13 protein-coding genes are annotated in these 14,357 nt (G+C 64.6%); 1 reads left to right on the forward strand and 12 read right to left on the reverse strand.

The window, feature by feature from the left end:
- Positions 1 to 4 precede the first annotated feature (4 nt).
- The 11 genes from ACYUED_RS26160 to ACYUED_RS26210 all read right to left on the reverse strand — a co-directional run bounded on the left by ACYUED_RS26160 (position 5) and on the right by ACYUED_RS26210 (position 10,738).
- Positions 5 to 2,119: a hypothetical protein gene (locus ACYUED_RS26160; RefSeq protein ID WP_491285561.1), complete on the reverse strand. Its 2,115-nt coding sequence runs from the start codon at positions 2,117 to 2,119 to the stop codon at positions 5 to 7.
- 283 nt (positions 2,120 to 2,402) lie between these two features.
- Positions 2,403 to 3,149, reverse strand: coding sequence for a hypothetical protein (locus tag ACYUED_RS26165; protein WP_491285562.1), 747 nt, complete (start codon positions 3,147 to 3,149; stop codon positions 2,403 to 2,405).
- Positions 3,150 to 3,177: 28 nt separating this feature from the next.
- A complete protein-coding gene (locus ACYUED_RS26170; RefSeq protein ID WP_491285563.1) occupies positions 3,178 to 3,504 on the reverse strand; it encodes a DUF6406 domain-containing protein in 327 nt (108 codons plus the stop codon).
- Positions 3,505 to 3,535: 31 nt separating this feature from the next.
- Positions 3,536 to 5,032: a C2 family cysteine protease gene (locus tag ACYUED_RS26175; protein WP_491285564.1), complete on the reverse strand. Its 1,497-nt coding sequence runs from the start codon at positions 5,030 to 5,032 to the stop codon at positions 3,536 to 3,538.
- Complete coding sequence (locus ACYUED_RS26180; RefSeq protein WP_491285565.1) at positions 5,032 to 5,388, reverse strand: hypothetical protein; 357 nt, start codon at positions 5,386 to 5,388, stop codon at positions 5,032 to 5,034. The genes ACYUED_RS26175 and ACYUED_RS26180 overlap by 1 nt, the downstream gene beginning before the upstream one ends.
- 286 nt (positions 5,389 to 5,674) lie before the next feature.
- Positions 5,675 to 6,607, reverse strand: coding sequence for a hypothetical protein (locus ACYUED_RS26185; protein ID WP_491285566.1), 933 nt, complete (start codon positions 6,605 to 6,607; stop codon positions 5,675 to 5,677).
- 150 nt (positions 6,608 to 6,757) lie between these two features.
- On the reverse strand, positions 6,758 to 7,465 hold the full coding sequence (locus ACYUED_RS26190) for a hypothetical protein (protein WP_491285567.1): 708 nt from the start codon (positions 7,463 to 7,465) through the stop codon (positions 6,758 to 6,760).
- 48 nt (positions 7,466 to 7,513) lie between these two features.
- The gene (locus ACYUED_RS26195; RefSeq protein ID WP_491285568.1) at positions 7,514 to 7,969 is read right to left on the reverse strand and encodes a hypothetical protein; all 456 of its coding nucleotides are present in this window, start codon (positions 7,967 to 7,969) and stop codon (positions 7,514 to 7,516) included.
- Positions 7,970 to 8,150: 181 nt separating this feature from the next.
- A complete protein-coding gene (locus tag ACYUED_RS26200; protein ID WP_491285569.1) occupies positions 8,151 to 9,236 on the reverse strand; it encodes a hypothetical protein in 1,086 nt (361 codons plus the stop codon).
- A complete protein-coding gene (locus ACYUED_RS26205; RefSeq protein ID WP_491285570.1) occupies positions 9,233 to 9,904 on the reverse strand; it encodes a hypothetical protein in 672 nt (223 codons plus the stop codon). The genes ACYUED_RS26200 and ACYUED_RS26205 overlap by 4 nt, the downstream gene beginning before the upstream one ends.
- A gap of 180 nt (positions 9,905 to 10,084) precedes the next feature.
- Positions 10,085 to 10,738: a hypothetical protein gene (locus tag ACYUED_RS26210; RefSeq protein ID WP_491285572.1), complete on the reverse strand. Its 654-nt coding sequence runs from the start codon at positions 10,736 to 10,738 to the stop codon at positions 10,085 to 10,087.
- Positions 10,739 to 11,505: 767 nt separating this feature from the next.
- On the opposite strand from ACYUED_RS26210, the gene ACYUED_RS26215 reads away from it, so the two are divergent.
- Positions 11,506 to 12,156 (forward strand): hypothetical protein, encoded by a 651-nt coding sequence (locus ACYUED_RS26215; protein WP_491285574.1) that lies wholly within the window; start codon positions 11,506 to 11,508, stop codon positions 12,154 to 12,156.
- A 40-nt stretch (positions 12,157 to 12,196) separates the two neighbouring features.
- Here the strand turns inward: ACYUED_RS26215 and ACYUED_RS26220 are convergent, their stop codons facing one another.
- Positions 12,197 to 14,329, reverse strand: a complete 2,133-nt coding sequence (locus ACYUED_RS26220) for a hypothetical protein (protein WP_491285576.1) — start codon at positions 14,327 to 14,329, stop codon at positions 12,197 to 12,199.
- Positions 14,330 to 14,357 lie beyond the last annotated feature (28 nt).

A 14,357-nucleotide genomic window follows, 5' to 3' on the forward strand; every position in this document is an offset into this window, starting at 1 on the left:
CGCCCTACTTCCCGTCCTTGGACACCTCTGCATGATTGAACCCCCTCTCGAAGGGCTCAGTCTCGTCGAGGTGCTTTTCGTTCTTCTCCGTGTTGAACCAACCCTGGAAATCGGCAGACTTCATGGCATCGGGCTTGATGCTCTTGGTTTCCGGGTCGTACCAGTCCCTGTTTGCCGGAGGGCTCCACTTGCCGGAACGGATCATGCCTTGTGCGATCGACGGCGAGAACGTCGTGTACTGCGTCTCGGCTTCTTTTCGGTTCAGCGATTCCTGCTTGCCTGCGTTGTCGGTGGAGAAGGGGTCACCGAGCGACTTGAAGGTCCTTCCCAGGCTGACCATGTTCTGGGAGTACTTCAGCGCCTTGGCAGCGATCTTGGCCACGCCTTCGGGATCCTTCGGCCCGGGAATGAAGCCGAACAGCGTGCCGGCCGAGTCGACGATCACGGCGTTCATCTTGTGCTGCTCATCGATTTGCTGGGCCTCCGTGTAGCTGATGCCGACCTTGGCCTTCGTCAGCATCCCAGCGGTGTTGCCCATGGCCGTGAGCATCTCGTCCGGCTCGCCAAGAGCGGCCGCCTCGGACACCTGCGCATGGAGCGTGGCGTCGAACATGGCGGCGGCACTCGGGTTGTCCTTGACGAAGAGCTGCATCACCTTCACCATGTCGTCCTTGTTCTCGACGAGAGCGTGATCGTTGGCGTCGTAGCCACTGGTACCGCCGGGTGTCGTCATCCCCGTGCCACCGATGTCCGCGGACCACGTCCCGGTGATCCCCGCCAGCGCAATGGCGGTCCCGTTGGGATACGTCGGGTACTCGTCCTTCTCGTGGCCGTTGCGCTGATCGAAGGCGTCCTTCTCCTTGACCGCCGCGGCGAGAATGTTCGCCGCAGCCTGCCCCGACTGGTCGAAGTGCGCGGCGCTGCGATCCGTCGCCGCGAGGGTCAGCACGCGACGGGCGCCGTCGGAGTCGTCGATCGTCGTGGGGCCCGGGGTCTGCCACTTGAAGTCGAGCAGGTCCTGCGCGTACCTCTTGCTCGCGGCATCGTCATGGCCGAGGAGGTCGCGCGAGGCGTCGGCGTTCTCCCCGGTGCGGTTGATGACCGCCAGCACCGGGTCGTTGGCCTCGATCCCGTCGACGATCTTCTGGTTGTCGTCCGCGCCCTGGTCGAGGTAGTTGGGGTTCAGCCCCCAGGCGTGGTACCAGCCACCGTCGTCCTTCCCCGCATAGCCGCCGGCGCTGTAAGGGAAGTCGGGCTTGGAGTAACTCGGCCGCATTGTCTTCTGCTTGTCCCGCCAGTCCAGCATGGCCCCGCTGACCTTCGAGAGCGTGTGGGGCTCCCACTGGTCGCCCGGGGGGCCGTACTTGAAGAGCATGCCCACGGAGACCATGTCGCCGCCCGGAGGGTCGGTGAGGGCCTTGATGTAGTCCGGGTTCGGCGGGATCTTTCCCGCCTCCTGGAGGGTGAACACGCGGTTGATGCCCGTGGCGTACACGCCGACCAGCCTCTGGGAGTCCTTGCTGAGCACGTCACCGCCGTGCGTGCCGTCCTCCTCGTGCAGTGCACGAGCGACGCGCGCGGCGTCCGCGATGCCACCGGCCGACGCGAAGGCAGTCAGGTAGGCCGGGTCGTCCTGGTGGTCGGCGAGCGAGCGGCCGATCGCGTCGATGTCCGCACGCGAACCGTCGGCCTTGGGGTTGTCGAGCGCCTTCTTGAGGGTGGCGGCTTCCTGCTGCGCCTCCTTGGCGCTCTGCGCGGAGACGTCCTTCATGTCCCAGGGGATGTCGATGATGTCCCCGTCGGGAGTGCACATGCCCGACGCGCCGCCGACCTCCTCCAGGTTGCGAGCGAGATCGGCGCGCTTGGACATGTCGCGCGCGTCGTCGCCGACCGCTCCCGTCTGCTGGGCCAGAAGGGACAGGTCGAGGCCGCTGTCCCAGGACTTGAAGTTCGTACGGATCAACGCCCCGTGCTTCGCCAGAGCCTGCTCAAGGTCGCCGAGCCGGTCAGCGAGTTTTCGCACCCGCACCGGATCGACGCCGACGTAATCCCCCATGAACGCAACGCCCCTTCGTATGCCTGCTGCCAGCAATAGACCGCGGTCAGCGGCGGTCTTCACCGTAGGCCGGGTTCGGGGCGTCTTACCGTTTCTTGATGCGCCTCTTAACTAAATCCAACCAGGGCTTGCAACAGCAACAATCACCTGGAAGGGGCTATCTAGTCGGAGAGACGGACAATTCATGGCGTCGGCGCGCGCCGCACGGGCGTACCGCCCCCAGGAGCCCAGGAGCCCAGGAGCCCAGGAGCCCAGGAGCCCAGGAGCCCAGGAGCCCAGGAGCCCAGGCCCCCAGGAGCCCAGGCCCCCAGGAGCCCGGGAGCCCTGCCCGAACGCGCGCGGCTTCCTACTCGCTCGTCCGCGTCATCCGCACGACGCCGTCCGCCAGCCCCGACACCTTGAACAGCACGCCCGCGAACTCGACCGTGTCGCCGACCCGGACGTCCTTGTACATGGCTACGGGGATCGCCGCGCAGTTCGCACCGAAGCCGGCGGTGTGTGACTTGGTGTCGACGTAGGAGACGGTGATCGACAGACCGGTGGGGAAGCGCGTCACGCCGCCGTTGCGCAGGACGGACAGGGTGCTCCCCTTCGCCGGGAAACCCTTGGCCGCCGCGGCCAGGACGGACGGGTTCGTGGAGAAGCAGAGGCCGCTGTCCGCCTCGCCGCCCTTCGACTCCAGGGACTTGGGGGCCGCTGCCGCCGCTGCCTTGTCCTTCGCGTCCTGAGGCTCCAGGACGACCCGGTAGGAGCAGACCTGGCTGACCTTGTACACATGCCCGGACACGGTGATCTGCTGCCCGGCCTTCACGGTCTGCTTCTTCTGGCCGTCCGCGTAGCTCGCACCGTCGCGCAGGGACGCCGTACGCGTCGTACCGTCGGCGGATGCGGCGTCGTACTGGACGCCTCCGCCACCCGGCAGCCGGTACCCGCCGCCACGCAGCACGTGCAGCCCGCCGGCCGTGGCCTCGCCCACGCATTCCGGGCCCTTGTCCTTGGCCGCCGCCTGCGCGGTCGCCGGCGCGGGCGCGGGTGACGGGTCGCCGCCGGTCGCGTCGTCCGACGACGAACCGCAGCCGGTCAGCGCCAGCACGGCCGTAACGGCTCCCGCGATTGCGTACCTACTCGCCGGCCTGAGCACCGGGCGCCTCCTCGTTGGTGTCGGCCACGCGCTCCAGCGTGATGTGGGTGCGGTACTCGACCTCCGCGACGCGCCAGGCGTCACCGGTGATCTCCACGACGTCGCCAGGGGTCAGCTCGTCGTACTCGGCGACGGGCCGGCCTTCGCAGCCGACCTGGATCCGGCCGTGCACCGACGGCTCCTTGAAGATCGTCACCACGATGTGGTGGGTCCGGCCGTCGTACCGGACCTCGTACGGAATGTGGTACCGGAGCACCCAACGGCCGTCGAACTCGAAGGGGTACTTCACGTGCGGTCGCTCGGGCACTTCACTCACCTGCGGGGGGACGTGTCGGGCATCAGGGGACATCGAATGCCTCGGCTCCCCCGAAGTACTTGTTGAACTGCTCCTGCGACACCGTAATAGGCGGGTATCCCGACGTCCCCCAGGGGTTGCCGAGGATGACCTTGCCGTCTGCGGTGAAGCCGCGCACGTAGTACGCGTGGTTGGTGCAGTAGGTGTTGCCCCACTCCTTGGGGTGGTCCTTGTCCAGCTTCTCGTCGGCCGGCGTGGAAACGGTGACGACCTTGCCGGAGTCGAAGGCCTTCTTCAGCCCGTCCAGGCTCTTGTCCTCGTGCTCGCCGATGCCGAGGAAGCCGCCGGTGGTGAGGTCCTCGCCCTCCTTGCCGGTCAGGTACGGCGCGGACTTCTTGGGGTCGTCGCCCTCGACACCGCCGTAGCCGCGCTCGCCGTCACCGTCGTCCGAGTAGGCGATCGCGAAGGCCTTCTCGTAGTACGCCGGCCAGGACTCGCCGTTGCCGTACGTGGTGATGGGGGAGCCGTTGCTGTCGGTCGGCAGATCGGGGGTCATGGTGACCCACTGATAGTTGCCGTCCTTGTCCCAGACGCGGACGCTGACCGTGCCGTTCGGGTTCTGCTTGATGCCTTCCTGGAGGAACTTGGGGTCCTTCTGCGCCAAGCCGGCCAACGAGGCGACGTACCAGCAGTCGCCGAACTGCCGCTGGTTGACATCGTCGGCCGAGACGCCGTCGACGAACAGCGGGTCGGTGGGCGTCTCCCAGTGGATGCCGTTGTTGGTCTGGCCGTTCTGGCTGTTGCCGCCCTTCTCCCAGGCGGCGGTGTTGGTGACGTCCGGCTGCATGCCGGGAAAGGCCGCCTGGAACTTGCCGAAGTTCTCCGGGCTGATCTTGGACAGCATCCCGCCCAGGGTCGCCCGGCGCTGGTCCTCGGGCAGGCCGTTCTCGTCGAACGGATTCCAGCCGGAGTCGTCGGTGCAGCTGACGAGCTGGTTGTAGAACGCGAGATCTTTCGGGGAGGCCTTCGACACGAGTGCGTCCATCTCGGCGGCCGTCAGCCCGTCGAGCTCACCGGAGACCTTCTCCAGGTCGTCACGGTTGCCGTTGGTCCCGAAGTCCTTGCCCTGCAGCTCCTGCAGGTGACGCAAGGCGTCGTCGACCTTCTTCCCGTCGGCCGGCTTCTCGTCGAGAAAGACGCTGGCGTCGCTGACGGGATAGCCCCGATCCGCCAGCTGCTGCGCCCCCTCCAACTGCTTGATACGACGCTTCATCGACGACTGCATGTCGCCGAGCTCCCCGCCGAGGGAACCGGGCAGACGCCGCCGCCCTCCGAAGAACGACGGCATCGGGATCACGTCACCGACGAGATCCTGGAGATCGGGATCGCGCGAGGCGTTCTGCCCGGCCGGGAGATTCTGCTGGGCGCTGGTCAGGACGGAGGCGAGCTGGGTGTGCAACTGACCGGAGTGCCCCGCGAGCGTGTCCAAGTCCTTGGCCAGCGAAGTCAGCTTGGCGGCGTCGAACCCCCTGAAGACCATCAGTGGCCGCCCGTTCCGGACTTCGCCTTGTCCTTCTCCTTGGCCTGCCGGTCCAGCTCGTCCGCCTGGCTCTCCCACCGCGTGGCATCGACGAGCAGCGAACTCGCCATACTGCTCAGCGAGTTCTGCTGCTTCTGCAGCTTCGCCGTGCATTCGTCGGCGAAGGGCCCCTGCCAGATCGCACCCTCGTCAACACCGGTACGGAAGGCGGCGGTGCGCGGAGTGGCCTTCTTCACCGCGTCGTCGAGATACGGCCCGAGCCGCCGGGCTATGGACCGGGCCTCCCGAGCACACCCACGCAGACTCTCCGCCCGCTTCTTCAGTTCGGCGGCATCCTCGCCGTCCTTGGCCGCCATGTGCGGTCCTCTCCCCGTTGACTGCTGCTGCGTCGTGTATTGATCGATGACTTGATCTACGACGTCGGTGGTGAAGCATACGAGGGGGGCGGAGGGTGCGCGATTGGCGACTGGAATCTCCCTAGACCGTCACATGGTCGCCACATGGCTTGCGCACCATCGCGGGGGCTTGGGGACGCGTCGGCTCCGTGCGCGAGCCTTGGCGGTGGCGACGAATCCGAAGCAGGTTTCGCCTCCGCTGAGGTGCGCACCCCTCGGGATGCGGGACCGAGTGGAAGTTCATCTCTCAGCGGATGGTGAACTGGGCTGACGTGCCTGTGAAGGCCCACGGGCCAGGGCCCTGCGCTCCGGAGTCCGCGTCGACTTCAAGGCCAACGGTACTGCCGGGGAGTGCCGTGGTGGTCGCGGCGATTCTGAGCCGGAACTGGCGGGAAGTGCCGACGGGCACGGATACCCGGGTCAGCACGGTGGTCTTGTCGACGTCGACGCCAGGCTTGTTTGGCGATATGTAGGCGCGGACGGGTCGCCAACGGCCTCCGGTGAACCACTGCAGCCTGAACGATGACTTGGGGCAGGCGCCGTAGGTCGGTCCGGAGCAGTTCAGGTAGGTGTGCACGGTGACCGTGCGGTATTGCGTTGCCGATCCGTTGGCCAGGGTGAAAGCGGTCTCGTGCCAGTCTTCATCCCGACCCAGCACTGCTTTGGAGGCTACCGGAGTGGTCAGGTTCAACAGATCGAGCTGGAAGTACAGGGAGTCCTTGGACAGCGTCTTTCCGCGGGCGTCGACCAGCGTCATGGAGACAGGGGCGGTCTGACTGTTCTGTGTGGTCCTGAAGCCTGGTGCCACCCGTAGCGGGAACGAGTTGGCGCCTTTGCGCAGCGTCATTCGGAAGGTGCCGCCGATCACCGACGCCTCTACGCCCTGCCTGCCGGTCAGAGACACCGGAGTCCAGCCGGTGGGAGAGGAGTCCTGGCGGACAACGGTCAGCTTGCGTTCGTCACCCCGGGGGACGGTGAACTGGACCTTCACCGTGACCTGTCGCCCGGCAGCTGCCCGATTGGTCACCTTGGCATACACGTATCCGGGTCCGGCCACCGACGCCGAGGTGGATGTCAGCAGATCGCCCTGAACCGCTGGCGGGGCCTGACTGGAACTCACCGCCGAGACAGGACTCTTGTCCGCCGAGAAGCGGCTTCCCGACGCACCCAACGCGATCACGGCAATCACTATTGCCCCAGCAGGCACCCGCCCGTGCATCTTCTTCTCCGGTCAGTCAGTTCGCTGATTGCGATAGCGGCGCAGAGCCAACACAGGCGTCCTCACTCTGCTGGGCGTTGTCAGTGGTTGGCCCCTCAGGTCCTGGTTGAACTACTTCTCAGAAAAATCCGGGACCATGGCGACGGCGAAGGCCAGACGACGATCCAGCCACCCGACCTTGATCGACACATCAATACTGCATTCGATTCCGGTAATTCCCTTGGACGCCATCACCAACTCGTCCTCGACTTTCCATTCGAGCGTGCGTCCCTCGGAGACCGGGTTGTCGCCACCCGCCGCCACCTCCAGAACTCCGTTGAGGGCCGACTCAAGGCCGCGCAGTGCCAAACCTTTCGGGCTGTTGTTTGCGAGGGACCACTTGCTGCGGCCTGCGATGTCTGGATGGCCCGGCGGGTCGATGCGCCAAGTGTGGTGAAACACCCTGTTCGTGGAGGGAATGCGACGGATCGTGCCGATCACCCGCCCTTCACCATCCCGAACACTGTGGTGTACTTCCTTGCCGACGTCCACGGGATCGTCCACGGCGCAGAGCACCCGCTGGGCCGTCACGTCCTCGTAGAGCGTGGGCTCATGAACTGGGTTCGAGGGCAGGTCGGTCCGGAAATAGGCGCAGGGCGTGTAGGTCCGAATGTCCTTCGCCTGTCGCAGAACCCGTACCGCGAGCCGCCCGAGTTGAGGCCTCTTTCCGTGGATGACCGATCGCTCGGTCCTTCCGATGGTGAAGCGGCGAACATCCCTCCAGTCGACGGCGGGCACAGGAGGCTCCTGCTCCTGCGCCTTACGCTTGCCGAACACCATCGACGGCTCCTCCGTGAGCTCGGATCCCTCTGTAGGGGAGCATGGGGTCTATGACACGTGCGGCTGGGAATAGACGAGCACCGGAACCTGAGGTGCAAACGCATCCACTGCGGCCTGGAGCCGTTCGGGAGCAAGCCGCCACAAGTTGATGGGACGACTTGCCAAAAACAACTCGTAGTCGACATGCGGAACTAGCATCGCGGCCTTCTCTTCGCTCACTCCGCTGTTCATACCGGGCAGAGCAGGCGCCCCGGGCTTCCGCTGCACTCCGATGTAGTTGATACCGTTTCCAGCGGTACGCTGATGCCACACCACGATAGATGTGATGTCGCTCCACGGCGCGAAGGCGAGTTGGCGCTCGTAACGTGCCGGAGCACCCCCGAGCAGTACGCCTTCCCCGTCGACGCGGAAGGCGACCAACCTCTTCCACCTCATGCCGCCCAGCAATTGGAAGGGAGTTCGGACGAAGTGTGCCTCGTATACGAGTGACTTCGCATCAACCATTAGGAAACCTCATGAAGGGCCGTGTTGGGCTGGAAAGGTTCGACAGTGCAATCAAGCTCTTCGCCGAACGCTCCGCCGCACGGCACCACTGCTCGGCACCTGCTCTGCCCGGGACTGCGGGGAGCGCACACGACGGCAAGGGCGGCCCGCGGGTTCGGAGTCCGCAAGCCGCCCAAGTTGATTAGCGGTTGACGGCTTGGATTTCCTGGACGGTGATGTCCTGGGTGGTGCCGAAATTGCCGTCCGGCAGGTCGCCACCTGCGCCGCCGCTTCCGGTCCAGCTGACCTGCCAGGTGATGGTCGCCTTGAGCTTGAACGTGCCGTCGCCGGAGGAGCGCAGGTACTCCAGGCCGCACGGCGGGGTCTGGTGGGCCTTGCCCTTGGCGTAGGGCTCGCCGATGGAGCCGTCGGCGCTAATGGTGCATTCGCCGGAGGCCGGGTAGGTCTCGGCGTCGCTCGTGCCCGGTTCCAGCTTGAGGGACACCGGCTTGGCGGTGGTCGTGGCCTGGATGTTGAAGCCGGGGACGTTGATGGCCGCCGTGGCCTTGACCTCGTCAAAGACGGCCTTGTCGAGCCACGCCCAGGTCGGGAGGTTCACCTTGGTGACGGCCTGAGGAGCGAGGGTGACCTTGGTGTAGGGCAGTTCAATGTGCTGGTAGGCGAGGGCAGCGAGGATCTTCGGGGTGATTGCCTCTTCGTACCGGGGTGGCGGGGGTTCACCGTTGTCGACCCAGAAGGGGATGTCGCTGCACGAGTTCCGCTTCAGAACGTCGGGCTCGTTGGGGTTTTCGACGGCGGCCCAGAACATCCCCTTGCCGTCCTTCTCGACGTTGTAGTCCTTGTAGCCAGGGGTGTCGGTCCAGCCGTAGTCGTCCTCGTAGTGCCGCTGCAATTCGCCGAGCGCCGCGCCTGCTGTACCGCCCATACCGGGCGTGTTCACTTGGCTCTCGAGGTTCTTCGACATCGTCTTCTTGAAGTCTTTGGCGCCGAGGTACGGGGCGTACCAGCAGGGCGGTGGCGTCCAGTTGACGTCGGAGGATGCCATGTTGCCGGTGGCGCCGCTCTTGGCGACGGAGCCGGAGTACTGGATTTTGGCGGCAGCGTAGATGCCGTTTCCGGCGCTGCCGCCCTTTTCCTTTGTGCTGGTGCCGTGGGTGTTGCTCGACGGCTCTGCCGAGTAGGCCGGTTCCGCGAGAGCCATGATGGTGAAGGCCAGCGTCAGGGTCGCGATGCTGGTTGTGAGTGCGGTACGCCTTGGCCTGCTCACTGGCACTTCGCCGCCTTCGCCTCGACGTACACCTTCGACGCCTGCCACAGATTCTCATCCGTGGGGTACTTGACCATGACGATCTTGAAGTAGTCGTAGTCCGCGATGCTGGGCTCGCTCCTCAGGACTTTCCCGGTCTTGACCTCCTTGCCGTAGAACTTGCTGGAGTCCACACAGAACGCAACCTCCACCGACTGGCCGTTCGAGGCCGACCGCGTGGTGACGTCGTAGTGGCGCCGGGTACCGGTCGCTGTCCAACCGCCCTTGACTCTGTCACCGATCTGCGTCTGCGCGTAGGTCAGCCCATCGCCTGTGGAGTAGGCGGTCACAGCCGCGACCTTGGACGTGCGCTTGTCGACGCCGTGGTAGATGGCGCGGATGTAGTTGGCGGTATCGGCCATCGCCGCCGACTCGTTCTTGTCCTTCGGCTTGTTCCAGTTGAAGACCAAATTCATGTCCTTGGGCAGGGATACGTCCACGCCGTCCGGCTTGTCCTCCGCCGGCGCCCCCGACGATGCTGCCGACTCCTTCGGCGTCGCCGAGCCTTGATCGGCGCCGGCGATCTTGTCGTTGTTGCTGGACTTGTCGTCCCCGCTCCCGCATGCCGTCAGCAGCAGTGCTGCTGTCGCGGCAAGCGCGGTGGCGGCGGGCAATGTGCGGCGCTTCACTGTGGACTCCCCGTGAGACTGAAGTGTGGCAAGAGCACAAACGGTATCGGCGGGGTTCCTGGTTTCGCCAGCGCGAACTTCCCTGCGAACCTGGGCAATTGTGGACGCAGTGGGCTGGTCCGGGGTGTGAGATGTGTGTCGATCGCGCTCGACGGGCGACAGCTCCGGACGCGTTGGGCATCAGGGCTGGCACTCGGCACTCTCGCTCTGAGAAATGATCTTCTGGATCACCCAAACGCCCTTGCTGTTCTTCCTGAGTGACGTGTGGTAAGCGACGTAGCTCTTGGCGGTGACTTCGGTCTTCTTGATCTTGTTGGTCGCGAGGTACTTGACGTACGCCTTGCCTTGGTCCTCGCAGTAACTGAGGGAGGCTGTTCCGTCCTTGGCCACGGCTACTTGAGGGTCGTAGAAGCGGTACACGCCGGTGATGCTGGCCTTGTGATCCACGTAGTTCTGAATGAACTTCTGAGTGCCGGCCGCCGCTTCACCCTCGTAGTAGTACAGGTACGGTTTGTCGAGGGCGTCCTGGTGGACGATCGCAAGGTCCACGGCCTTGATGGACTGCTCGCTGTCGGACAGGACAGCGTCCTTGGCTGCATCACTTGTTGCGGGCCAGTCGAAGGTGTACGAGAGATCCGCGGGCATCCCAATCTTCGGCCGACCTGCCGTGCTGGAAGCCGAAGCGTTCGGCGAAGCAGTCGTTGAGCTCCCTGCGTCGGCGCCGGCGGTCTTGTCGTTGTTGCTGGACTTGTCGTCTCCGCTCCCGCATGCCGTCAGCAGGAGTGCTGCTGTCGCGGCAAGCGCGGTGGCGGCGGGCAATGTGCGGCGCTTCACTGTGGACTCCCCGTGAGACTGAAGTGCGGCAAGAGCACAAACGGTATCGGCGGGGTTCCTGGTTTCGCCAGAGCGAACTCCCCTGTGAACATGTGCAATTAGGGACGTAGTGGGCCTCTATGGGTGTGGGCTGTGCCCTAACCGTGCCCGAACGGGTGGCGGCTCCGGTCACGTTCGTTGTCTGCGCCCGGAGCCGTTGTCGCTGTGAGATTTCGGCTCGTTATCGCGGTCCTGTGCACCTCGCGCACGTGCATGGCGGGTACGCCGAGGTCCGCGGCACCGGTTCGGTGTGCCCGCACGCAGGACCTTCCCGTTGTCTGGTCACGGCGTCGCCTTGCCCTGTGCGGCTGCCGTAGGCGACCTGGTTCAGCGCGGCGGCTTCCCCGAGGGTTACAAGGCGGAGGCCTTCGACGGAAGAGTGGCCATGACGTTGTGGAGGGAGGAGCAGCATTGGATGCCGGCTGGGTCAAGGGGGTCGCTCTGAAGCGGAGTCCGTGGTTGTGGTCGGACGGGTTGTACCGGGGAGGCCTCAGAGGGGCTGACAGGACGAGGTTCGGACAGCCGGTGGTCAGGGTCTGATCGTGTGCGCTCTATGCGCGACGCGGGGCCGCCCGTTGGATCTGATTCGCTCTCGTGGTGCTGCAGGAAGCGTCGGGTGGTGCGTAGAGGTTTCGTTGTGGGATTGCCCAGGAGCGTTATGGTCAACTCGCTGCAGCCATCGGGTGCGGCGACTCCGTCACTGTCCCCTCACTACTGCAGGAAGACTCATGACTGACTCCTCGTTCCGCGACGATGCCAAGGTGGCGTCTTCCCCTGCTTGGTCGGCGTCGGATGCCCGGCGGCAACGCGGTCGACGGCGGCTGATCGTCGGAGGCGCTGTGATCGTCACTGCCCTGCTTGTCGGGGGCGGAACATGGTTGGCGACGAGGGGTGGGAGCGATGACTCCGCGCTGCCTGCTCCGGTGCTGCCGACGGCGTTCGGAGGATATAAGGAGGCGAAGCCTCACGATACTGAATGGACCGCAGACGGCTCAGATTCGATCAATACCGACATCACCAAAGGTGAGGTTAACCTGACTTATCGAGCTCCGGATGGAAAGGCGTTGATGATCCGCGCTGAATTCGATCCGCACGCCACCCCTGGATCGGAGGAATCGGACGACACGCTCTACTCGATCCTTGATTCGACGATTGACCAGAGGCGGGTCAAGACATATCCAGCGGGCGCCGTGGGTGGAAAGATTCAGTGCGCGGACGTCACCGTCGGCAAGAGTACATTTACCACGTGCGGATGGCGCAACGGCACGACCGTTGTGACCTTGGCCCCCTTGGTCAATCACGACCTCATCGTATCCGCCGACGCGCCCACAGATCTCCGTGTCTTCATCAACGCCCTAAAAATCGCATCTTCGAAGTGAGCAAATCCAGTGCGCCGAAGCAGGGCCGCAGAGTGGAAGGTCACTCTGGAAGATTCTGGAACTGCTGAGCTGCCTTAAAGCCGCTGTTCTGCACCGCGGCTACCACCGCATAGTCTTCAAGCCATCGTGAGTAAGCGGTCAGTTGCCGGGGGCTCATCTTATGCGGGTCCATCACTTCGCCCGCAGGGGTCAGAAAGTTCTCGGCCTGGCTGCGGATGTACAGGTGATGCTTGTCTAGCGGGTTTCCCGTGTACGTCGGGTGGTCTTTGTGGACCGGCCCGACGGTGACGGGTTTGGTGACGGAGTGGTCGAAACCGCCCTTCGAGCCGCTGCCTGGGTCAGCAGCGAGCTGTTGGTTCGCGAGTCTCCGGTAACTGTCGCGCCACGAAGTGTCGAGCTCGGCGTCAGACAGGGCCTTGTACTTGTCCGCAAGGCCGCCCGGCGCCTCCTCGGGCTTGACGCTCACCTGTTCTGCCAGCCAGTCCGTGAGCAGGCCCTTCGCGGAGCCGCCGAGGCCGGTGAGCTGCTCCCTGCCCATGTCGGCGACGGCGGTGGTGCCGCCCGTCGCGGCGGCTTCCGCGCCGTCGACCGCTGTCTCGATCAGCGCCTTGCGGAACTCGTTCACGCCTTCCGCCCATGCCTCGGCGTCCGTTTTGTGGGATTCCTTGGCAGAGGTGAAGGCCGTGCCGTACGCCTTCATCATCAGGCCGCGCTTCATGCTCAGGTATTCGATAGCAGCATTGTCTGTGCGGTACATGTGGACGACCTGAGCGTCGTTCTGGTTCCGGTAGGTGTCGAAGAGCGCACTCAACTCGCCAGCCGCTTTCGGGTCCCGAGCCGACTCGTTCATCAGTGCCTGCCACATTGGGGCACCAGCCTCGAGGCCGAAGCGGGACGGGTCCTGGCTGCTGAGGAAGGCCTTCTCGTCCCACTTGGACGCTTTCTCCGCGAAACCGCCCGTAGTCGCGTCACCCATCCAGAACTTGTCGGCAACCGGAGAGGTGACTCCGTTCTCCAGGTCCTTCCAGTACGAAGTGACCAGCTGTGAGTAGAAGTAGTCCACCCCCTCGATCGGGTGGATGTCCTTTTCGTCGCCGTTCATGTGCTTGTAGTTGTCGAACATGAGGTGCGCGGTCAGCTTCTCGGCAAGGGCCTCATTCGTGGGGCGCAGGCCGATGGTCGCGGAGTGCAACACCTTGACCAGGGCGGCCGAGCGGGACTTGTCCCATGAACCGGCAGGGGTGTAGAGCATGTTCTGGATGGTGTCGTAGTCGTGGCTCATCCATTCGCCAGACGCCTCGGGGTTGTTGGCGATGGCGTTGAACAGCTGGGCGTAGTGGTCGGCCTCCCAGGGGTTCTTCCCGCTGCCGTTCATCCACTCGTTCTCGAAGGTCTTCTGGTCCTTCGAGAAGACCCGATCGCCGAGTGCGACCAGGAAGTCCTTGTCGTACTTCCCGCCGGCGAGCAGAGGCATCAGCCGGTCCGGGCGGAAGCCGCGCTGCGGATCCATGGTGAACTTGTCGAACCACTTGTTCCAGCTGGCCTGCTTCTCCTTGGCGGTCTTGCCGTCGAAGGCCACCTGTGTGAAGGTGCCGAGTGTCTTGGCGACGAGATTCCGGTCGCGGGTCAGCGCGTCCGGGTGCTTGTCGTAGTAGTCGTCGTAGGGATCGTCGGCCATCTCGTTGGACAGCCACACCAGCTTGTCCGGGCCCAGGGTGCTGTAGAAGGCCTTAATGAAGTCTGGATCCTTGGCATTCGCCTCCAAGGCGGCGAAGAGCTCTGCCGAGTTGCTGCCGTTGAAGTCCTTCTTGAACTGCTCCGCCAGTGCCTTGCCATTGCGTTCGGCAGCAGCCTTCTGGCCGACCATGCCCTCGTCGATGGACACCATCGGGTGGTCCTTGGGTGCACCCGGGTACGGTTCGTCGCAGGCCAGGGCGAGGTGGTAGCGCCGCGTCAGCATGGGCAGCTCGTCCCTAGCCCAGCCGGCCACCTTCAGGATGTCGTTGAGCTCAGCGGTCCCGATTCCGTAGTAGGCAAGCTGAGTCTTGTAGTAGGAGGATCGATCCTGGACTGTCCCTTGGTCCCGTCGAACGGACTCGATCGTCGCCTTGAGAGCGCCCGGATCAATCCCTGAGAAGACGCTCTCACTGCTTCCGCCCCCGCCATCGAGCATGCTGCGTTGTTCCCTTTTGTGTTGGATT

Source organism: Streptomyces sp. DF42 (assembly GCF_058267695.1).